Origin of the sequence: Brevibacillus brevis (assembly GCF_022026395.1) — a bacterium.
In the GTDB taxonomy this organism is placed as follows: domain Bacteria; phylum Bacillota; class Bacilli; order Brevibacillales; family Brevibacillaceae; genus Brevibacillus.
On record NZ_CP041767.1, the window covers coordinates 1,412,111 to 1,433,570 of the forward strand.

Consider the following 21,460-nt stretch of genomic DNA (forward strand, 5'->3'; position numbering starts at 1 on the left):
TAATATCATGACCTCCTTTGTCCATTTGCATGTTCATACGGAGTACAGTCTGCTGGATGGAGCAGCACGTATCGATGCGCTAGTGAAGCGAGCCAGCGAATTGGGCATGCATGCACTGGCGATGACAGACCATGCCAATCTGTACGGGGCGATCCCGTTTTATAAAGCTTGTCTGGAGGCAGGCATCCAACCGATTATCGGGATGGAAATATACGTAATAGAGGGAAATCTTCAAGATCGCGTGCGAAATGCACCGCCGCCTAGTCATCTGATCGTTCTCGCTGAAAACGAAACGGGCTACCGGAATCTCCTGAGGCTGGCGACAATCGCGAACACAGACGGCAACTACATCCTTCCGCGTCTCAACAAAGAAGTGTTGGCAAAGCATACAGACGGCCTCATAGCACTAAGCGGCTGTCAGCAAGGGGAAGTACCCAAGCTGTTACTGGCTGGAGAAGCGGACGCTGCGAAGGAAGCAGCCCGCAAGTATCAGCGAATGTTTGGAGAGCACCATTTTTACTTGGAGCTGGCTGATCACGGACTGGAAGTGGAGCGCAGGCTGAATGCTCGTCTCGTGAAACTGAGCCAGGAGACGGGGATTCCGCTGATTGCGACGAACAACGTTCACTACATCCACAGGGAGGATCACCAGCAGCATGATATCTTGTTGGCGATCAAGGAAGGCAAGACGGTTGGCGAAGAAAACCGTTTTCGCTATGAGACGGATCAATACTATCTGAAAAGTGCCGAGGAAATGGCGGCGCTCTTTGCCTTTGCTCCCCAGGCGTTAGCGAATACGATAGCAGTTGCTGACAGGTGCAAGCTGAACCTTACCTTTGGCGTGCATATTTTGCCGGAATTTCCTTTGGCAGAGGGACAAGATTCGACGCAGTATTTGCGTGAACTGTGTGAAAAGGGCTGCCGGGAGCGATACGGCGAGATTACGCCAGAGGCACAAGCGCGTCTGGATCACGAGCTGGCGATTATTACAGGGACGGGCTTCACCGATTACTTCCTGATCGTATGGGATTTCATGCGGTACGCTCACGAGAACGGGATACCGACGGGACCTGGACGCGGGTCTGCGGCAGGTAGCCTGGTCGCGTACGTATTGAAAATCACGAATGTCGATCCACTTCGCTTTCACTTGCTCTTTGAACGCTTCCTCAACCCAGAGCGGGTGACGATGCCCGATATTGATATCGATTTTTCCGTAGAGCGTCGTGACGAAGTCATTCACTATGTAGCGAGCAAATACGGTCATGATCGCGTCGCCCAGATCATTACCTTTGGTACGATGGCGGCTCGTGCAGCTGTGCGCGATGTTGGACGGGCGCTAGGCTTGTCTTTGGGCATCGTGGATCGTGTTGCCAAAATGATTCCGCAATCGCCAGGCATGACGATTGAACGGGCGATGCAGATCAACCCGGATATCGGCAAGCTGTGCGCAGAAAACAAACAGGCAGCACAACTGATCGAAACGGCAAGGGGCGTAGAAGGTTTACCGCGTCACGCCTCTACGCATGCGGCGGGTGTCGTCATTTCGCGTGAACCGCTGAAGAATTACGTTCCATTACAGACGGGCAACGAAGGCTTGGCCCTTACTCAGTATCCGATGGAGATTCTCGAAGAAGTCGGTTTGTTGAAGATGGACTTCCTCGGCTTGCGCAATTTGACAATCATACAGGAGACGTTGCGTCATTTGCAGGAGCAGGGAATATCGCTTGATCTGGATAAGCTGCCGACAGACGACGAGAAAACGTTTCGCATGCTCTCCCGTGGGGAGACAACCGGCATTTTCCAATTGGAATCTTCGGGGATGCGCAATGTGCTGCGAGATTTGAAGCCGAGCAGCCTTGATGACATCATTGCGGTTCTGGCATTGTATCGCCCGGGGCCGATGGAGATTATCCCGCAGTATATCGCCGCCAAACACGGGCAGAGCAAAGTGCAGTACGCTCATCCGGTACTCGAGCCGATTTTGCGGGAGACGCACGGTTTTATGATTTATCAGGAGCAAATCATGCAGATTTCCTCAACACTGGCAGGCTTCAGCCTTGGTGAGGCAGATATTTTGCGCCGAGCGGTCGGGAAAAAGAAACGGGAGCTATTGGCGGAGCAGCGGGAGAAGTTCGTGGCCGGTTGTGTCCGGCAAGGGTACGGAGAAGAGCTGGGCAATCAAGTCTACGATTTGATTGTGCGCTTTGCCGATTATGGCTTCAACAAAGCCCACTCGGTTGCTTATGCGGTTATCGCCTACCAGATGGCTTATTTGAAAGCAACGTATCCCCTTGCGTTCATGGCAGCGCTATTATCCTTGTCCATTGGAAGTCAAACGAGGATTGCCGAATACACGGAGGAAGCGCGGCGACTGCAGCTTACCGTACTCGGGCCTGACGTAAATAAGAGCTTGGCCTACTTTACAGTGGAGCAGGATGCGATTCGCTTTGGTTTGGCCGCAGTGAAAAACGTCGGCTACGGTGCCATTGAATCGATCGTGAAAGAGCGCAAAGGCAGACCGTATCGCGATGTCTTTGATTTTTGTGCGCGCGTGGATGCGCGGTTAGTCAATCGCAGAGTAGTAGAGTCGCTCACTTTATGCGGCGCGTTGGACTCGTTGCCAGGCCATCGCAGTCAGCTTTTGCTATTGCTGGATGAAGCGGTAGGGAAGGCAAACAGCAAGAGAATTGAGCGAGACGCCAACCAACTCAATCTATTTGCGGGAGAAGAAGATACGACACCTTTGCGCGAGCCAGCAGAATATCCCGAGGTACCGCCGCTCTCACATACACAGCAATTAAAAGAGGAGCGGGATTTGATCGGGGTATACATCTCCGGTCATCCACTTGATCAGTTTGCTCATGTCGCGAACCGCCCGGAAGTATCGGTTATCTCTTCGTTGGGGGATGTGCCACGCGACAAGACGGTAAAAGTCTTTGGAATGATTACGGAAGCCAGACGCATCCAAACGAAAAAAGGGGACCCGATGGCATTTATTACGCTAGAGGACAAAACCGCACCAGTAGAGCTGGTCGTTTTCCCGCAGGTGTATGCGAAGTACGGGCCACTGCTCGAGCGCGAACAAATCGTCGTGGCAGAAGCCCGAGTCGATCACCAGGAAGACATGGTCAAGCTCTTGGCTTCCCGCTTCTGGGATGCACAAACGCTGCCGCAGCCGAAGTCTGAGACTGTATTATTTGTCAAAATATCTGCAGAGCAAGAGCACGATTCGACGCTGCAAAAACTTTCACGCTTGTTTGTCGAAAAAAAAGGAACGATTCCTGTTATCCTCTTCTACGAGGGAAAAAGACAGACAATTCGCCTGCCAGAAGCAAATTGGGTAGACGTAGATGAGTCATTTTTGGAGCAAGCGCGAGAAATTGTGGGGCCTGACAGCGTAATTCGGAAAGAAATGCCTATAAATTGGGGAGGATGAGGAATGTCCTCCCTTTTTCGCCGTTTTCGGCAGGTTTACAGGAGAACAGTTTTTTATTATATTGAGAGCATAACTCAATGAGTGGTCAGACCACTTGGAATACCCCAGGCGTTTTTACTGCCTACAAGCAATCATAGAAACTATTATCGTGAAATGGAGTGGGATCTCATGTCCAACCTGAGAGAGGAAGCACTGGAGCTTCACAGAAAACATCAAGGAAAATTGGAGGCAGTGACCAAGGTACCCGTTCGCAATGCTTACGATCTGAGTCTAGCCTATTCTCCTGGGGTTGCTGAACCTTGCAAAGATATTTTCGATGACAAGTCCAAAGTGTACGATTACACGATGAAAGGCAATCTGGTTGCAGTAGTCAGCGACGGTACTGCCGTACTGGGTCTCGGAAACATCGGACCAGAAGCAGCAATGCCGGTTATGGAAGGGAAAGCGGTTTTGTTCAAATCCTTCGCAGGCGTAGATGCATTCCCGATCTGCTTGAATACGACAGATGTAGATAAAATTGTAGAGACAGTAAAACTGCTCGAGCCTACTTTTGGTGGCGTGAACTTGGAAGATATCGCAGCTCCTGCATGCTTCGAAATCGAAGAGCGTCTGAAGCGCGAAACAAACATCCCGATTTTCCACGATGACCAACACGGTACAGCAATCGTTACAGCGGCAGGTCTGATCAATGCGCTGCGCGTGGTGGACAAAAAGCTGGAAGATATCCGCGTAGTAGCGAACGGTGCAGGTGCAGCTGGTATCGCAATCATGAAGCTTTTGATTTCCATGGGCGTGAAAGAAGTCATCATGGTTGATACAAAAGGAATCGTGTACGAAGGCCGTCCATTCGGTATGAACCCGGTGAAGGAACAAATGGCGAAAATTACGAACCGCAGCATGCTGCAAGGTGACCTGGCTGATGCAATGAAGGGCGCTGACGTATTCGTCGGTGTATCCGTAGCTGGCGCTGTTACACAAGACATGGTTCGTTCGATGAACCGCGATCCGATCATTTTCGCTATGGCAAACCCAGTACCAGAAATCATGCCGCAAGAAGCAAAAGAAGCAGGTGCGGCAGTAATCGGTACAGGCCGTTCCGACTTCCCGAACCAAGTAAACAACGTACTGGCATTCCCGGGAATCTTCCGTGGCGCGTTGGATGTACGTGCAACGGAGATCAACGAAGAAATGAAGCTGGCTGCTGTATATGCAATCGCAGACCTGATCACGCCAGAAGAGCTTACTGCGGATAAAGTAATCCCTTCCGCATTCGATCCACGTGTTGCGCCAAACGTAGCTGCGGCAGTAGCAAAAGCAGCGATGGAAACAGGTGTTGCTCGCATCACAGTTGATCCGGAAGAAGTAAAACAAAAGACAACGAAATTGACAGCTATCTCTTACCAAGAAGCGTAAAATACTCTTTATCGAGGCACCGACGACACCCTCCGCGAAAAAACGTAGGCTTCTTACAAACGTGGAGGGTGCTCCTCGTTGAAGGTACGAGTAAGGGGGATAATCGTGCTCGACTCTTCTCAAGATCGAAAGGTTTACGAAGGAATTCTCCTGCAACTTCATGAAATCATTCAGGAGCAAAACTTGCGGCCCGGGGACAAGCTGCCGTCTGAGCGAGAGCTGTCCGAACAACTGGGAGCAGGGCGTTCCTCTGTACGCGAGGCTCTTCGGGCTCTCGAGCTGCTCGGACTCATTGAGACACGTCGCGGAGAAGGCACCTTCCTCAAGCATTACCGGCACAATCGACTGATCGATATTCTTGGCTTTTTTATCCTACGGGATACCAAAACCAAGAAGGACTTGATCGAAATGCGGCGAATGCTAGAGCTGGATGCTGTCCGCCTAGCCTGTAGACGGGCGACGGACAAGCATTTTGATGAAATGGAACGCATCCTGGCCATTGCAGAGGAAAGAGTAGCAAGGGGCGAGGTACCTGCGGAGGAAGATTATCAGTTTCATCGTGTCATATGTCGCTCCAGCCGTAACTCGATTTTGCATCGCATCTGGACGCCTTTGGTTGAGTACAGCAACAGTATTCGCATTGAATCACTGTCGCGCGAAGGCAGAGCAAGTGCAGCACTCGTAGAGCATCGACAGATTATGGAAGCCATTCGCGAAGGCGATGTGAACGTCGCATTAGAGAGAATGAAACAGCATTTGGAGAACAGCAAGCTTTAGTTTTCCCTCAATTTGCGAGGGGCGCTGGCGCTGTGATATGATGATGCAGACCTGTATTGGACGATTGAGGAGGAAGCCAGCATGTGGACGGTCATCTACATCGCTCCTAGCGCTAGAATTGCAGAACGGATACAGCAACGTTTGACAGATGAAGGGTTTTTGGTAAAGGTTCGCGAAGGCAGGGTCTCCAAGCAATACGAGATTCTCGTGCCCGAGAGCGAACTAAACGAAGTCCGGGATGTTCTCGGCACGATCCTTCACTGAAGAGAAAGGTGGGTGTACCTGTGCTTAAAGATCTGTTTGGGAAAAAGCGCAAATTCGCTACAGTTCCTTCAGAGACACTAGCACGTGTCCCTGCTTCCACCGACATGAGCAAGGAAGCGGGTACGAAAGAAAAGGAAGTCCCTGAGGGATTGATGAATAAATGCCCACATTGTGGGACGATTCACTACTCGAAGGATTTGGAGAAGAACTTGCGCGTCTGCAAAGGCTGCCAGTTCCACTACTCCATGTCCGCTCCAGAGCGTCTGCAAGCGCTTCTGGATGATGGGGTTCTGACAGAAGAATTTGATGCCAATTTGATAACAGCCAATCCACTCGGTTTTCCTGGCTATTTGGAAAAACTGGAGCAAGATATGGCCAACACCAATTTGAACGAGGCGATCATTACAGGTGAAGGTCTCCTGAGTGGGAACCGCATCGTGATTGGGGTCATGGATTCTCGTTTCCGTATGGCGAGTATGGGATCGGTCGTCGGGGAAAAAATCACGCGCGCAATTGAGCAAGCGATCGAACGGCGTTTGCCTTTCATTTTGTTCAGTGCATCTGGTGGAGCACGCATGCAAGAAGGTGTGTTGAGCCTGATGCAAATGGCGAAAACCAGCGCAGCGTTGTCTCGATTGGATCGCGAACGCTTGCTGTTTGTCTCGGTCATGACAAATCCTACATATGGTGGGGTATCAGCGAGCTTTTCTTCGTTGGGAGATTACAATATCGCAGAACCAGGAGCTATGATCGGTTTTGCTGGGCGTCGAGTCATTGAGCAAACGATCCGTCAGGAGTTGCCAAAAGACTTCCAAACAGCGGAATTCTTGTTAAAAAACGGGCAACTCGATATGGTGGTACACCGTAAGGATATGCGAAATACGCTGTCCAAACTGGTAGAGATGCACACGTCTCGGGAAGGAGTAGAAACATGGCAGGCGAGCTCTCCTTTGAAAAGCCATTAGTAGAATTACAGGATAAGATTAAGGAATTGCGCCGTTTTACTGAGGAAAAGGGAATTGACTTCTCTGACGAAGTACAGCGTCTCGAACAAAAATCAAAAGAGCTTGCTGTGCAAATTTACGGCAATTTGACTCCATGGCAACGCGTACAGCTGGCTCGTCATCCGGAACGGCCAACGACTTTGGACTATATACAACTACTTTTTACTGATTTTATCGAGGTTCATGGAGACCGTTTGTTCGGAGACGACCATTCGATTGTGGGTGGAATTGCCAAGCTGGATGGACGTCCGGTTACGGTTATCGGTCACCAAAAAGGGAAAGACACGAAAGACAACATCAAGCGTAATTTCGGGATGGCTCATCCAGAAGGCTACCGGAAGGCATTGCGCATTATGCAGCAGGCGGATAAATTCGGTCGCCCGATCATCTGCTTTATCAATACATCAGGGGCATATCCTGGAAAAGCGGCAGAAGAGCGCGGTCAGAGCGAAGCGATTGCTCGCAATCTGCGTGAAATGGCGACATTTGGCGTGCCGATTATTTGTATCGTCATCGGGGAAGGCGGAAGCGGCGGAGCCTTGGCGATTAGCGTAGGTAACCGCATCTATATGTTGGAGAATTCCTATTACTCCGTGATTGCACCGGAGAGTGCCGCCGCGATTCTCTGGAGAGATTCCAGCTTGGGTATGCGGGCAGCGGAGACGATGAAAATTACGGCACCTGATTTGTTGGAATTAGGAGTCATTGATGGAATTATTGATGAACCATTCGGAGGAGCCCATCGTGATTTGATCGCGCAGGCAGGCATGGTCAAGGCGGTCATCACGGAACAACTAGAACAGCTAGGGCGTTTAACTCCAGATGAATTGATACAGGACCGTTACGAGAAGTTTAAGCAGATCGGAGAATTCGCCTCCCTGTAAGAAACAGGGGGCGTTTTTTTCTTTTTTCTCCGAGGAAAATCTGCTACAATCGAAGTCGGATGAAAGAGTTATCAGAGCTTTCAAAAAGTATGGCACATATCTTTTGATTGTATAACAGATATGAGGATTTGAGTGATACAGCATGTTTCATACAAAGTATGGTACATACTGTTTCCGTTAAATGACATGCTAAAGACGATACGATTGGAGAGGTGGATTCCATGCGGAAACTTGCAGTTCTCACTAGCGGTGGAGATTCTCCTGGAATGAATGCCGCAGTCCGGGCGGCTGTACGTCGTGCTCATTTTCACGAGGTACAAATGTTTGGGGTTTACCACGGATACGAAGGGCTGATGAGGGGAGATATCACGGAGATGTCTCTAGGCTCTGTTGGGGATATTATCCAACGGGGAGGAACCATTCTCTACTCCGCTCGCAGTGAAGCGTTCAAGACGGAAGCCGGACAGCAAAGAGCGGTGGAGCAATTACGTACTCATGGAATTGAGGGTCTGATTGTCATTGGGGGAGATGGGTCGTTTCGCGGTGCGCAGAAGCTAACCGAAAAAGGCTTCCCGACTATTGGCGTACCGGGTACGATTGATAATGATATTCCATGCACCGATTTCACGATCGGGTTTGATACGGCATTGAATACCGTTGTGGAAGCAATCGATAAAATCCGCGATACGGCCACTTCGCATGAACGCACGTACATTATTGAAGTAATGGGGCGAGATGCTGGCGACCTGGCATTGTGGGCAGGGCTTGCGGCTGGTGCCGAGTCCATTATGATCCCGGAAGCGTCGCAGGAGATGGACGACATTATTGAGCGACTGCATGCTGGACAACGCCGTGGCAAAAAGCATTCCATCATCATTGTGGCGGAAGGGGTAGGAAGTGCCGCTTCGTACGCCGAAGCGATCACGAAAGAGACAGGCTGGGAGACTCGTGTGACGGTACTCGGTCATATTCAGCGTGGTGGTTCCCCTACTGCGATGGACCGAATGCTGGCAAGCCGAATGGGTGCCGCAGCTGTCGATTTGTTGCTGGAAGGCAAGCAGGACCGAATGGTTGGGATTCAGAACAACCAGATCGTGGATGTTGATTTTCAAGAAGCATTGGCGAAAAAGCATCAATTGGATTTATCTATTTATCAATTGGCGCGCACGCTATCTATATAATACTGACAGTTTTCGGAGTGTCGAGGAGGCTTACATCCTATGTTAAGGAAAGCAAAAATTGTGTGTACCATCGGACCAGCGAGTGAATCGGTTGAAACGCTGAAAAAACTCATCGAAGCAGGAATGAACGTAGCGCGTTTGAATTTCTCGCACGGTTCCCATGAGGAGCATGCGGCCCGAATTGTAAACATTCGCCAGGCATCAAAAGAAACCGGGAAACCCGTTGCAATCCTTTTGGATACAAAAGGTCCTGAAATTCGCACGGGTACGCTTGCAGTAGATGCAGTCGAGCTCGTAGAAGGAAATACGCTGATCCTCACCACTGAGGAAGTAGCGGGTACCGCAGAGCGCGTCTCCATTACGTATCCGGAATTGCCTGGTGATGTAAAAATCGGCGATACGATCTTGATCGACGACGGCTTGATCGGGTTGACTGTACAAGAAGTGAGTGACACCGAAATCATCTGCTTGATCAAAAACGGCGGAACACTGAAGAGCAAAAAAGGCGTCAATGTTCCTGGTGTCAAAATCAACTTGCCAGGTATCACAGAAAAGGATGCGCAGGATATCGAATTCGGTATTGAACAAGGAGTCGATTTCATTGCGGCTTCCTTCGTCCGAAAAGCTTCGGATATCTTGGAGATTCGCCAAATCCTGGAGCGCCATAACGTGCGTATCGATATTATCGCGAAAATCGAAAACCAGGAAGGCGTCGATAATGTAGACGAAATTTTGGTAGTAACAGATGGAATCATGGTTGCGCGTGGTGATTTGGGCGTAGAGATTCCGGCAGAAGAAGTACCACTTGTTCAGAAGAAGCTGATCAAAAAATGTAACGAACTCGCGAAGCCAGTTATTACGGCGACACAAATGCTTGATTCCATGCAGCGCAACCCACGTCCAACACGTGCGGAAGCGAGTGACGTTGCGAATGCCATTTTCGATGGGACAGACGCAATCATGCTCTCTGGAGAGACGGCTGCCGGTAAATACCCGGTTGAGTCTGTCGAAACCATGGTGCGCATTGCTGTACGTGCAGAGCAAGAGCTGAATTATCGTGAGATCTTGTACGCACAAGCACAGCTCAAACAAGTGACGATTACCGATGCCATCAGCCAAGCTGTATCCAATGCAGCACTGGATCTGGACGCAGCGGCAATCATTACTGCGACTGAAAGCGGACACACAGCTCGCATGGTATCCAAGTTCCGTCCAAAAGCACCAATCGTGGCTGTAACGCCGCACGAAGCGATTATTCGCCGTCTTGCACTCGTAAATGGCGTGTATCCGGTGAAGGGCGAAATGGCGAATAGCACCGATGAAATGCTGGAGATGTCTGTTCAAGAGGCGCTTGATACAGGCTTCGTTCGTCATGGCGATCTCGTTGTGATCACAGCAGGCGTGCCTGTGCGTGAGGTTGGGACAACGAATCTGATGAAAATCCACGTCATTGGGGATGTGGTAGCAAAAGGACAAGGAATCGGCCGAAAAGTTGTCACCAACAAGGTAGTGATTGCCAGATCCGCTGAAGAGGCGCTGGCAAAGGTAGAAGAAGGTGCAATCCTGGTTACCATCGGTACCGACTCCGATATGATTGAAGCGTTTGGCAAGGCTGGAGCGGTGATTTGCGAAGAGGGAGGACTTACTTCTCACGCAGCCATTGTAGGCCTGAATCTCGGCATTCCAGTCATCGTAGGTGTGCAATTTGCTACGGATGTATTGAAGGACGGGCAAATCGTAACGGTGGATTCTGAACGTGGGCATATTTATTCAGGACATGCCCGGATTCTGTAGGTAATACTATTCAACTTTAATGAAGAATGCCTCTGAAGGGTGACCAAGTGTCACCCTTTTTGGCTTGGTGGAAAAAGGATTAGCCGACGAACTGCTTGATAAGTTTTACCAGATAACGGCGATTATTAGGTGATGCAAAGCGAGTGGGAATCTGTTAAAATCGGTCGGTGGCTTTGTGCCAGAACGGATGAAATCCATACGTTCGGGGTTTCCAAATCATGACAGAATGGGTGTTGTAGGGCTCGTTCTCAGGAAAAGGCTGAACGTAAAATGGTCCTTTTGTACGTCCAATGTTCGGGATTTTGTGTCAAGTGTTTTTTTAGGGTGAACACAACATCTAGTATTGTCGAAAATTATTTTGCACAATATATAGGTGAAACTATTGAGTTTTACAGATAAAGATAGTTAAACTAGAGAGGAAAGATTCGAAGGAGGAACGATATGCTGGCGACCGAAACCGTATCCCGAACTCAATTTTTGCGGGATGAATTCTTAAATCAATATCCTGATTTTCCGAACCATATGAGTCCTCTTGGACAATTTGTTTACTACCGTACTTATTCTCGCTTTGTACCGGAAAAAGGAAGACGGGAAACGTGGAAAGAAACTTGCCGCCGCTCGGTGGATTACAATATTAAGCTGGCTTATCAGCATTTGAACAAAATCGGAATGTATGCCGATTCCCGCGCAATGGAAAAAGAGGCAGAAGGATTGTTTGACAACATGTTCAACCTTCGCCAGTTTTTGTCCGGCCGTACCTTGTGGGTTGGCGGTGCAGACAACGGCGTAGCGGATTTGTATCCGTTGGCGAACTTCAACTGCTCCTTCCTGAACATCAAGTCTTGGGATGACTTGGGCGATTTGTTCTACCTTCTCTTGGTAGGAACTGGCGTAGGCTTCAAATGCACGAAGGAAATGGCTGCTGGACTGGGCCCGATTCGCACGAATGTCTCGCTGCTTTCTTCTGAATACAGACCGCTGCCAAAGCATCAACGCCTGGAGCGCTCTGAGCTGAATGTACTGGATAACGGCTTTGCCAAAATTTATGTGGGAGACAGTAAAGAAGGCTGGGTAGAATCCCTCCGTCTCTACCTGCAAATTTTGACAGATTCCACTTACGAGCACATTCACACCGTGAAAATCTCTTATAACAGCGTGCGTCCGAAAGGCGAGCGACTGAAGCGTTTTGGCGGTACAGCTAGTGGTCATGAGCCGCTTCGCGAAATGTTTGAAGGAATCGATAAAGTGTTGAAAAACCAAATCGACCAGCATTTGGCACCAATCGAGAGTGATGAAATAGGATACGGTAAAATCCGTCCGATACATATTCTCGACATTGGAAACCTCATCGGAGCAAACGTTGTGGTAGGTGGCGTACGCCGTACAGCGGAAATTTTCCTGTTTGATCACGATGACTATGAGTGCATGCTGGCGAAATACGGCATCAATGGTTTCTGGACGGAGGATCAGCTGAACCATCACCGTCGTGTAGGCGAGCTGTTGGGAGAGCACAAGCCTGTATGGTTTGACAGCATCCAAAACGTAGGAGACGGACGCTTTGGTCTGGATCACCGCCGTATGTCGAACAACTCCATCGCCTTTACCAAACAACCAACTAAGCCATTCTTGAACCTCGTGTTCACTTTGATGCAATTGGAAGGCGAACCAGGCTTCATCAACCTGGAAGAAGCAAACCGTCGCCGCCCAAATGCAGAGGGCTTGAACCCTTGTGCAGAAATCCTGCTCGATTCTTATGGCGTCTGCAACCTGACGACAGTCAATCTGGTTGAATTCGTGAAGGATCGCGGGGATGGCTCCAAGTATCTGGATCTCGATGGCTTGCTGGAAGCACAGCGCAAATCTGCTCGTGCCGGTCTGCGCATGACGCTGGTTACGTTGGAGCTGCCGCATTGGGATACCGTTCAACAGCGTGACCGCTTGCTCGGAACTTCTCTTACTGGAGTGAAGGATGCGTTGGCATCCCTTGGCTATACAGAAGAGCAAGAGCTCGAACTGCTGCGCCAGCTGGGCGATGCTGCTCGTGACGAGGCGAACCGTTATGCGTATGAGCTGCGTGTGAACTCTCCACTCTTGGTAACGACTGTGAAGCCGGAAGGTACGCTGTCTCAGGTAGCTGGTGGTGTCTCCAGCGGTCTGCACTGGTCCCATTCGCCGTACTACATCCGCCGCATTCGCATCAATGCTGAGGATCCATTGGCAAAAGCTGTACAAACTCTCGGCTGGACAGTCAACCCAGAGGTAGGAACACCAGGCGAAACGTATGAAGAGCGCATGGCAAATGCACGTACACTCGTCATCGATTTCCCTGTAGCATCAGGGGCAGAAGAAACGAAGAACGAAGTAAGTGCAAAACGCCAATTCGATACGTACTTCCGTTTCCAGAAGGAATATACGGAGCACAACTCTTCGAACACCATTACTGTACGTAAGGAAGAATGGGCAGAAGTAGAAGACATCGTATACGATAACTGGGATAATTTCGTAGGTGTATCCTTCTTGCAATTGGATGGCGGAAACTACCAATTGGCTCCTTACGAAGAGTGCACCAAAGAACAGTACGAGGCATTAAAGCAGTCCATGAAGCCGTTTGATCCTGCGATTTTGCAGCAGTATGAAACTGGCGGCGAGGCTGATCTGTCCACGGCTGAATCTTGCGAAGGCGGAGCTTGCCCGATTCGTTAAGCGATCCGAATAATAAGAGCAGGGGGAGACTGGTAGAAACAGTCTGCCCCTGTTTTTTTATGTGGCTGCGGTGGAGAGAAGAATATTTCCAGTCTAGGCTCCAGGCTCCGTCCCGCTGGGGGCTGGGGCTGTCCGCTCCGAAGGGATTCGCGGGGAAACGCAAAAGTGGTAGCCGCTACGTAGCGTGAGCACGGTTGCGTTTCTTTTTCCCGCGAATCCCTTCTCCGCTCGGCTGGACTCCACAAGTCGCTACGTCTGGAAATATTCTTCTCTAGCGTTACAGATAAGATTCTTCAATCTTTTAATGCCTTTAAGACTCGTTTAAGGACGAAAAGCTCGTAGAGGAAACAGGAGAAAAAAGCGAAGATCTTAGGGACACCGACCGAGACGGAATGCAAAAAGCGAAACATGATTTTAAGCGTCCACCTCTGAGACAGCAACTTGAATGGACCACTTTGGACGCGGTTTCGCTTTTTGCATGGAGTCGGGCAGTTAATCCCACAGCGGGTGGCCCTAGAATCTGAGCGTTTTCTCCTGTTTCCTCCCCACCACTACAGCCACATAGGGGTACTATGGTACAATCATCCTATAGAGAAAGGAGCGATCTAAAATGACTCCCATTATTCATTCCCATCGATTGCGTGTCCGCTATGGAGAAACCGATCAGATGGGTGTGGTCTACCATACGAATTACTTGAACTGGTTTGAAGTAGGAAGAACAGAACTGATTCGCCATGCGGGGATTACCTATCGTGAACTCGAGGAAAAAGGCGTACTTCTGCCTGTCACAGATGCGAACATCTCTTACAAACAGCCTGCTCGTTATGACGATGAGGTAGAAATACGGACACGTGTAAAAGAGATCAGTCCTGTCCGTCTCACTTTTGCTTACGTGATTGTTAGATTGCCTGACCAACAGCTGTTGGTGTCAGGAGAGACAATGCATGTATTTACCAATACAGTTTTGAGGCCGATTCGCTTGTCCCGAGCGGTGCCTGACATCTATGATTGGTTGGACTCCCAGCATAAAGGAGGGGAATAGGCATGTTCCGCTTTTTTGCCATTCTATTTGTCGTCGCGTTTGGTTTAGAGCTTTGGGGGCTTATTACTATTGGTTCGTGGATTGGCGGCTGGAATACAGTCATGCTGGTCATTCTCACAGGGATCTTGGGAGCTTGGCTTGCGAAGCAGCAGGGGATGCAAGTATTCCGCATGGTCCAACACCAGTTGTCGCGAGGGCAAATGCCTACCGATTCGCTCATTGACGGTGTCTTGATCTTGATCGGTGGTATTTTGCTCTTGTTGCCTGGATTCGTCACAGATGTAATTGGACTGGTCTTTCTTATTCCGTACACACGGATGATCATTCGTCATCTGTTGAAGCGCTGGCTGTGGAACCTCATCTCGTCTGGTCGTGTTCAATTGTTTTTCCGCCGCTAATACTAAAATTCCCTATAAAAAAGAACCGCTCCGAGCTGTGTACAAGCTGCTCGCAAGCGGTTCTTTTTACATGAGGTCAGGTTTTCTTCCCTCGGATGTAGCCCCATACATCGACGAAGACGTTGGCTTTTACCAGAGCATTGATCATGACAAGTGAAACAGGTCCAATGATCAAGCCCAGGAATCCGAACAGCTGGAGGCCAACAAACAGCGCGACCAATGTGAGGAGAGGGTCGAGACCGACGTTTTCCGCAACGACTTTTGGTTCGATAATTTGACGGAAAATCAAGACGACCCCGTACAAAATGGACAAGCCGATGACCATCGTGTAATTGCCTTTGAAAAACATGTAGATGATCCAAGGAACAAAGACGGTCCCTGTCCCAAGATAAGGCAAGAGATCGACCAAGCCCGTGATCAAGCCAATCGTAATCGCGTACTCGACACGCATGACCAACAGGCCAATGATGACGATGGCAGCGGTTAAGGAGATGAGGGTCAACTGCGCCTTGACGAACCCGAACAAGGCATTGCGCAAATCGATGAAAATTTGATCGAGACGGCTGTTTACTCCTGTTGGCAAAAGACGGCGACCCCGCGCTTCCCAAAGGGCAAAATCTTTGGAGATAAAGAAGGCACCCATGATGGAAATAACGGAAACTGTTGCCATATTCGGGAGTGAGACAAGCAGGTTTTTCAATCCATCCAGGAATTTGACGATCAAGTCCTGCCCAACATTTGTGATGGTCGAGATCGCACTACCTACCGTACTGGTAAGTTTATCCTTATAACTTGGGTCGAGTTGCTCGTAAAACCACTGAAGCTGATTGTAAATGCCCATCAAGAAGTCCTGAGAAATCGTATTTTGCAAATAATGGGCCAGCTCCTGTGCAACGACTGGCAAACGCTTGGCCAGCTCCCCGATTTCCACGACTGTTTCCGTGATGATCAGTGTGAGCACTCCGCCAGCGAGCAGCATCAAAACCAAGAGCGCGATAATGACGGAAAGCCAGCGGGGAATCCTGAACTTTCTGGTCATAAACGTAACGGGCTTGTTGATGATGAGCGCAATGACTAAAGCGATTATAAATGGGTACAGTAAAGGTGTTGCATGTTGGAATACCCAAATCCCTACATAGACAAGCAGGCAAACCCATAACAATCGAATGATTTGAAAGAGGCGCTCTACCCAGTTTTCCTGATTCAAACGGTTTCTCCTTTCCGCCGCGAAGGTGCGAACAAAATACTGATGTTTCTATTATGCAGCATGCCTGATAGGTGGAGCAAGAATCGCGAAAAAACAAAACTCCGTTTCACCCTTCGAAACATTTTTTCGCCAACCTTATTCACAAAATCGCAATAATCTTTTATAATTGGGTCGTCTTAGTGGATTCTTTTCTCTCGCCTCTCCCCTTGCACGAGCGACATTTGCATGTACGACCTTGTGAGGATTTGCGTGGATACATTCCCTGTCAAGAGTGGTGGATGAAAGAAACCGCTGCTTACAATTTCATAGATAGGATGTTCAAAAAGTCGTCTATTTTGAACTTGATCAGGCCGTTTATCAGTCATGGCGGACAAGCGAAGACTAGATAAGCACTACTACTTGAGTGGAAAAGGAGAGGGAGTTCTATGACAACTACTCGTGGACTTGAAGGCGTTGTTGCCGCTCAATCATCCATCTGTTCGATCGTCGATGGGGTTCTTTGCTATGGCGGGATCAACATCGATGAGCTGGCAGAACATGCAACTTTTGAAGAGGTTGTATATTTGCTCTGGCATGGAGCGTTACCGAAGCGTGATCAGCTGGACGCTTTGAAAAAACAATTGGGTGAAAATGCAGCAGTGGCCCAAGAAGTGCTGGAAAGCATTCGCCACTATCCAAAAGGCGTACACCCAATGGCGGCGTTGCGCACAGCTGTCTCTTCGTTAGCGCTCTACGACACAGAAGCGCAAGATATGTCTCCTGAAGCCAACTATCGGAAATCTATCCGCCTGATGGCACAAACTCCTACCTTGATCGCTGCTTACGAGCGTATGCGTAAAGGTTTGGAGCCAGTAGCTCCACGTGCAGATTTCACGATTGCACAAAACTTCCTCTACATGCTGACAGGCCAGGAGCCAACAGAAACAGCAGTAAAAGCGTTTGACGTTGCTCTGATCCTGCATGCTGACCATGAGTTCAATGCATCTACATTCTCTGCTCGCGTAACTGTTGCGACTCTGACTGACATTTATTCCGGTATCGTGTCTGCAATTGGTACACTCAAAGGCCCTCTGCATGGTGGCGCTAATGAAGCAGTAGCGAAGATGCTGAACGAAATCGGCGGCATGGCTAACGTAGAATCCTACATCCGCACCAAGCTGGATAACAAGGAAAAAATCATGGGCTTCGGACACCGTGTATACAAAGATGGTGACCCACGTGCGAAATGGCTGAAAGAAATGTCCAAAGCACTGACCGCGCAAATCGGTCGCCCTGAGCTGTTTGAGATGTCTGTGAAGATCGATGAAATGATTTCCGGTGAAAAAGGACTGAAGCCAAACGTTGACTTCTACTCCGCATCTGTGTACATTTCTCTCGGCCTCGAAACGGACCTGTTCACACCGATTTTTGCTATCAGCCGTATGTCCGGTTGGACAGCACACATCATGGAACAGTATGAAAATAATCGCCTGATCCGTCCTCGCGCGGATTACACCGGTCCGGTCAACCAACACTACGTTCCAATTGACCGCCGCTAAGAACTCGCTATTTTCGAGCGTGGAGGGTAGGGGGTCAGCCAAGCTGATCGCTCCTGAGCGCAAGCTTGAGAACTACCACAAGTGAGTGGTAGTTCTCCTACGTCTGGAAATATTCATAATCACCAAATATATATAACACTGGAGGGATTTTTTGTGTTTAAAAACCTGACGCAACCAACTGCAGGCGAAAAAATTACTGTGGATAACGGTAAATTGGTAGTTCCAAACAATCCGATCATTCCTTTCATCGAGGGTGACGGTACTGGCCCTGACATTTGGAAAGCTTCCGTTCGTGTTCTGGATGCTGCTGTAGAAAAAGCATACAAAGGCGAGAAGAAAATCGCTTGGTTCGAAGTATTCGCGGGCGAAAAATCCTTCAACCAATACAGCGAGTGGCTGCCAGAAGATACGCTGACTGCTGTTCGTGAATACCTGATTGCAATCAAAGGTCCTCTGACTACACCAGTAGGCGGCGGTATCCGTTCGATCAACGTAGCACTGCGTCAAGAGCTGGATCTGTATGCTTGCGTACGTCCTGTTCAATACTTCGATGGTGTTCCATCCCCAGTTAAACATCCTGAATTGACAGACATGGTAATCTTCCGCGAGAACACTGAAGACATCTACGCTGGTGTGGAGTGGGCTGAAGGTACTCCAGAAGTGAAAAAAGTAATCGACTTCCTGCAAAACGAAATGGGCGTGAAGAAAATTCGCTTCCCAGAAACTTCTGGTATCGGTATCAAGCCTGTTTCCAAAGATGGTACAGAGCGTCTGGTTCGTGCAGCAATTGACTATGCAATTGACAACAAGCGCAAATCCGTTACCCTCGTACACAAAGGTAACATCATGAAGTTCACGGAAGGTGCGTTCAAAAGCTGGGGTTATGCACTGGCTGAAGCAGAATACGGCGACAAAGTGTTCACTTGGGCACAATACGATCGTATCAAAGCTGAAGGCGGCGACGCTGACAAAGCACAAAAAGAAGCAGAAGCAGCTGGCAAAATCATCGTTAAAGATGTTATCGCTGACGCGTTCCTGCAACAAATCCTGACTCGTCCAGCTGAGTACGATGTAGTAGCAACACTCAACCTGAACGGTGACTATGTATCCGACGCTTTGGCTGCACAAGTAGGCGGTATCGGTATCGCTCCAGGTGCAAACATCAACTACCTGACTGGTCATGCGATCTTCGAAGCAACTCATGGTACAGCTCCGAAATACGCTGGTCTGGACAAAGTAAACCCATCCTCCGTGATCCTGTCCGGAGAAATGATGCTGCGCCACCTGGGCTGGAACGAAGCAGCTGATCTGATCATCAACTCCATGGAAAAAACCATCTCCGCGAAAACAGTAACATACGATTTCGCTCGTCTGATGGAAGGCGCACAAGAACTGAAATGCTCCGAGTTTGCTGACGCTCTGATTCAAAACATGTAAGATAGATTGGGGCACAAATTTTTACACTTACATTTTTGGAGGGGAATAGTTCATGGCATTCAACCGTAAAAAAATCGCTGTTATCGGTAGTGGCTTCACTGGTGCAACAACTGCATTCATTTTGGGGCAAAAAGAACTGGGCGACATCGTATTGGTTGACATTCCGCAACTGGAGAACCCAACAAAAGGTAAAGCTCTCGACATGATGGAATCCTCGCCAGTATTAGGCTTTGATGCAAACATCACAGGTACTGCGAACTATGAAGACATCAAAGATGCTGATCTCGTCATTATCACAGCTGGTATTGCCCGCAAGCCTGGCATGTCCCGCGATGATCTGGTTAACACCAATGCTGGCATTATGAAATCTGTTGCAGAGCAAGTAAAAACATATGCACCAAACTCTATCGTGCTCGTACTGTCCAACCCAGTTGACGCGATGACGTACACCTTCTTCAAAACGTCCGGCTTTCCAAAAGAGCGCGTAATCGGTCAATCCGGCGTTCTGGATACTGCTCGCTTCCGTACCTTCGTGGCGATGGAGCTGAACGTATCTGTAGAAGACGTAACGGGCTTCGTTCTGGGTGGTCACGGAGATGACATGGTTCCATTGGTTCGCTACTCGTATGCTGGTGGTATCCCATTGGAAAAATTAATCCCGCAAGACCGTCTGGATGCGATCGTAGAGCGTACCCGCAAGGGCGGGGGCGAGATTGTAAACCTTCTGGGGAACGGTTCCGCTTACTATGCACCTGCGGCTTCCTTGGTACAAATGGCTGAAGCCATCATCAAGGACAAAAAACGCATTCTGCCATCCATCGCTCTTCTGCAAGGAGAGTACGGCTACAACGATCTCTACCTGGGTGTACCGACTCTGCTCGGCGCAAACGGGATCGAAAAAGTGATCGAATTGGATCTGACTGCCGAAGAGAAAGCAGCTCTTGATAAATCTGCTGACTCTGTACGCAGTGTAATGGCTGTTTTGAAATAAGATTAGTACATGTAAGACGCCTTTCTTTGGGAAGGCGTCTTTTGCTATTAAAGTTGCTGTGGTGGTGGAAGAAACGAATTTCCAGTCTACGCTTCGGCCTACGCCCCGCTGTGGGTATGACTGTTCGCTCCAGAATAAATGGCGGGAGCGCTTCAAACGTAGAAGTTTCGAGGAGGTAGTCCATAAGTGAAGCTGAAATTCCCCGCCATTTATTCCTACGCTGGGCTGGGCTCCAGAGGCGCTTGGACTGGAAATTCGCTTCTTCCACGTAGCTTTTAGTTTTTTTTAAAAGGCTCAAGGAAAACTTCTTTGAGCCCACTTGTAAAACGTTGTAAAAGCAAGACATACATCCACAGCTGTACCGAAGCACTGTCACATGTTTGGAAGGAGACCGCCCGAACGTAGAGAGGATACAGGCAACTGGAAAGCATGTGGCAGGGCTTCTCCCGACCTCTACCGCTGGAAGACAGCTAGGATTTTTTAAGGAGATACCTTTACCTAAAAGAGGAATACTACTGTCAAGCAACTAAGTTCTATGTGTTCAACAGCATGTCTTTACAAAAAAATTACTTGTTTTCCGCAATGAGCATTGGCAGACTGAGTATTGTAGAGAGAAGTATTTTTCAGGGGACGTAGGTTAGAAAATCGAGCGCAAGCATTGCAACGCTAGGGGGAAACAGACAGATGATCAAAGTATTGGTAGTGGATGACGAAGCTTCTATTGTAAAGCTATTGCAATTTAATCTTGAAAAATCAGGATTTCAGGTCGTAACTGCTTTTGACGGTAAACAGGCCTTGGAAGTGGTTAAGAGCGAGCAGCCTGATTTTATCATTCTTGATTTGATGCTTCCCAAGATGGATGGAATGGACGTATGCAAAACCTTGCGCCAGGAACGCAATAATACGCCGATCTTGATGCTTACAGCGAAAGATGATGAGCTCGACAAGATTTTGGGGCTTGAGCTTGGTGCCGATGATTATTTGACAAAGCCTTTTAGCCCGAGAGAAGTAATTGCCCGCGTGAAAGCCATTCTGCGGCGTTTTCAGAACACGCCGGAAGCGACTACAGCGCCTCAAGAGGTGTTGCTCCAATTTGGGGATATTCGTATCTACCCGGAGAAGTACGAGGTGTTCTGTAAAGACGTGAAGGTTGAGCTGACACCAAAGGAATTCGAGCTGCTCAACTATTTAGCGAGCCACCAAGGACGTGTATTGACGCGCGATCAATTGTTGAATGCTGTTTGGAACTACGATTTTATCGGGGACTCTCGAATCGTGGACGTGCATGTCAGCCATTTGCGCGAAAAGCTTGAGGATGATACGAAGAACCCGAAATACATCAAAACCGTTCGCGGATTAGGATACAAACTGGAAGGATAACGGAGGATTTA

Annotated in this window: 16 protein-coding genes; 15 read left to right on the forward strand and 1 reads right to left on the reverse strand. The window is 49.0% G+C overall.

Features of this window, described 5'->3' with window-relative positions; translation table 11 throughout:
* Positions 1–7 precede the first annotated feature (7 nt).
* From FO446_RS07200 to FO446_RS07250, 11 genes are all read left to right on the forward strand, one after another.
* Positions 8–3,436 carry a DNA polymerase III subunit alpha gene (locus FO446_RS07200; protein ID WP_221867557.1) on the forward strand — a complete coding sequence of 1,143 codons (3,429 nt, stop codon included), beginning with the start codon at positions 8–10 and terminating at the stop codon, positions 3,434–3,436.
* Positions 3,437–3,604: 168 nt separating this feature from the next.
* The gene (locus FO446_RS07205) at positions 3,605–4,849 is read left to right on the forward strand and encodes an NADP-dependent malic enzyme (RefSeq protein ID WP_017250746.1); all 1,245 of its coding nucleotides are present in this window, start codon (positions 3,605–3,607) and stop codon (positions 4,847–4,849) included.
* 105 nt (positions 4,850–4,954) lie between these two features.
* Positions 4,955–5,626, forward strand: a complete 672-nt coding sequence (locus tag FO446_RS07210) for a FadR/GntR family transcriptional regulator (protein ID WP_047070614.1) — start codon at positions 4,955–4,957, stop codon at positions 5,624–5,626.
* An 81-nt stretch (positions 5,627–5,707) separates the two neighbouring features.
* Positions 5,708–5,890, forward strand: coding sequence for a glutamate decarboxylase (locus FO446_RS07215; protein WP_173608876.1), 183 nt, complete (start codon positions 5,708–5,710; stop codon positions 5,888–5,890).
* 20 nt (positions 5,891–5,910) lie between these two features.
* Positions 5,911–6,855, forward strand: a complete 945-nt coding sequence (gene accD, locus FO446_RS07220) for an acetyl-CoA carboxylase, carboxyltransferase subunit beta (RefSeq protein ID WP_173608875.1) — start codon at positions 5,911–5,913, stop codon at positions 6,853–6,855.
* A complete protein-coding gene (gene accA / locus FO446_RS07225) occupies positions 6,822–7,778 on the forward strand; it encodes an acetyl-CoA carboxylase carboxyl transferase subunit alpha (protein ID WP_173608874.1) in 957 nt (318 codons plus the stop codon). Before accD ends, accA begins: the two co-directional genes overlap by 34 nt.
* A 221-nt stretch (positions 7,779–7,999) precedes the next feature.
* Positions 8,000–8,959: a 6-phosphofructokinase gene (gene pfkA, locus FO446_RS07230; RefSeq protein WP_173608873.1), complete on the forward strand. Its 960-nt coding sequence runs from the start codon at positions 8,000–8,002 to the stop codon at positions 8,957–8,959.
* A 39-nt stretch (positions 8,960–8,998) separates the two neighbouring features.
* Positions 8,999–10,753 carry a pyruvate kinase gene (pyk, locus tag FO446_RS07235; protein ID WP_173608872.1) on the forward strand — a complete coding sequence of 585 codons (1,755 nt, stop codon included), beginning with the start codon at positions 8,999–9,001 and terminating at the stop codon, positions 10,751–10,753.
* A 441-nt stretch (positions 10,754–11,194) separates the two neighbouring features.
* The gene (nrdJ, locus tag FO446_RS07240) at positions 11,195–13,456 is read left to right on the forward strand and encodes a ribonucleoside-triphosphate reductase, adenosylcobalamin-dependent (protein WP_173608871.1); all 2,262 of its coding nucleotides are present in this window, start codon (positions 11,195–11,197) and stop codon (positions 13,454–13,456) included.
* Between the two features lie 610 nt (positions 13,457–14,066).
* Positions 14,067–14,498 (forward strand): acyl-CoA thioesterase, encoded by a 432-nt coding sequence (locus tag FO446_RS07245; protein ID WP_221867560.1) that lies wholly within the window; start codon positions 14,067–14,069, stop codon positions 14,496–14,498.
* A gap of 2 nt (positions 14,499–14,500) precedes the next feature.
* Positions 14,501–14,896, forward strand: coding sequence for an FxsA family protein (locus FO446_RS07250; protein ID WP_173608869.1), 396 nt, complete (start codon positions 14,501–14,503; stop codon positions 14,894–14,896).
* Between the two features lie 76 nt (positions 14,897–14,972).
* Here the strand turns inward: FO446_RS07250 and ytvI are convergent, their stop codons facing one another.
* Positions 14,973–16,103, reverse strand: coding sequence for a sporulation integral membrane protein YtvI (gene ytvI, locus FO446_RS07255; RefSeq protein WP_221867561.1), 1,131 nt, complete (start codon positions 16,101–16,103; stop codon positions 14,973–14,975).
* A 425-nt stretch (positions 16,104–16,528) separates the two neighbouring features.
* On the opposite strand from ytvI, the gene citZ reads away from it, so the two are divergent.
* The 4 genes from citZ (at position 16,529) to FO446_RS07275 (ending at position 21,449) form a co-directional block, all read left to right on the forward strand.
* Positions 16,529–17,641, forward strand: coding sequence for a citrate synthase (citZ, locus tag FO446_RS07260; RefSeq protein WP_048031704.1), 1,113 nt, complete (start codon positions 16,529–16,531; stop codon positions 17,639–17,641).
* A gap of 153 nt (positions 17,642–17,794) precedes the next feature.
* A complete protein-coding gene (icd, locus tag FO446_RS07265) occupies positions 17,795–19,078 on the forward strand; it encodes an NADP-dependent isocitrate dehydrogenase (RefSeq protein ID WP_173608867.1) in 1,284 nt (427 codons plus the stop codon).
* A gap of 52 nt (positions 19,079–19,130) precedes the next feature.
* A complete protein-coding gene (gene mdh / locus FO446_RS07270; RefSeq protein ID WP_173608866.1) occupies positions 19,131–20,069 on the forward strand; it encodes a malate dehydrogenase in 939 nt (312 codons plus the stop codon).
* Positions 20,070–20,753: 684 nt separating this feature from the next.
* A complete protein-coding gene (locus tag FO446_RS07275; RefSeq protein ID WP_173608865.1) occupies positions 20,754–21,449 on the forward strand; it encodes a response regulator transcription factor in 696 nt (231 codons plus the stop codon).
* Positions 21,450–21,460: the final 11 nt, after the last annotated feature.

Coding starts and splice junctions, on each gene's coding strand:
- mdh (WP_173608866.1), top strand. CDS start 19,131: ATGGCATTCAACCGTAAAAAAATCGCTGTTATCGGTAGTGGCTTCACT.
- FO446_RS07200 (WP_221867557.1), top strand. CDS start 8: ATGACCTCCTTTGTCCATTTGCATGTTCATACGGAGTACAGTCTGCTG.
- pyk (WP_173608872.1), top strand. CDS start 8,999: ATGTTAAGGAAAGCAAAAATTGTGTGTACCATCGGACCAGCGAGTGAA.
- pfkA (WP_173608873.1), top strand. CDS start 8,000: ATGCGGAAACTTGCAGTTCTCACTAGCGGTGGAGATTCTCCTGGAATG.
- citZ (WP_048031704.1), top strand. CDS start 16,529: ATGACAACTACTCGTGGACTTGAAGGCGTTGTTGCCGCTCAATCATCC.
- accA (WP_173608874.1), top strand. CDS start 6,822: ATGGCAGGCGAGCTCTCCTTTGAAAAGCCATTAGTAGAATTACAGGAT.
- FO446_RS07250 (WP_173608869.1), top strand. CDS start 14,501: ATGTTCCGCTTTTTTGCCATTCTATTTGTCGTCGCGTTTGGTTTAGAG.
- FO446_RS07245 (WP_221867560.1), top strand. CDS start 14,067: ATGACTCCCATTATTCATTCCCATCGATTGCGTGTCCGCTATGGAGAA.
- nrdJ (WP_173608871.1), top strand. CDS start 11,195: ATGCTGGCGACCGAAACCGTATCCCGAACTCAATTTTTGCGGGATGAA.
- FO446_RS07215 (WP_173608876.1), top strand. CDS start 5,708: ATGTGGACGGTCATCTACATCGCTCCTAGCGCTAGAATTGCAGAACGG.
- FO446_RS07205 (WP_017250746.1), top strand. CDS start 3,605: ATGTCCAACCTGAGAGAGGAAGCACTGGAGCTTCACAGAAAACATCAA.
- FO446_RS07275 (WP_173608865.1), top strand. CDS start 20,754: ATGATCAAAGTATTGGTAGTGGATGACGAAGCTTCTATTGTAAAGCTA.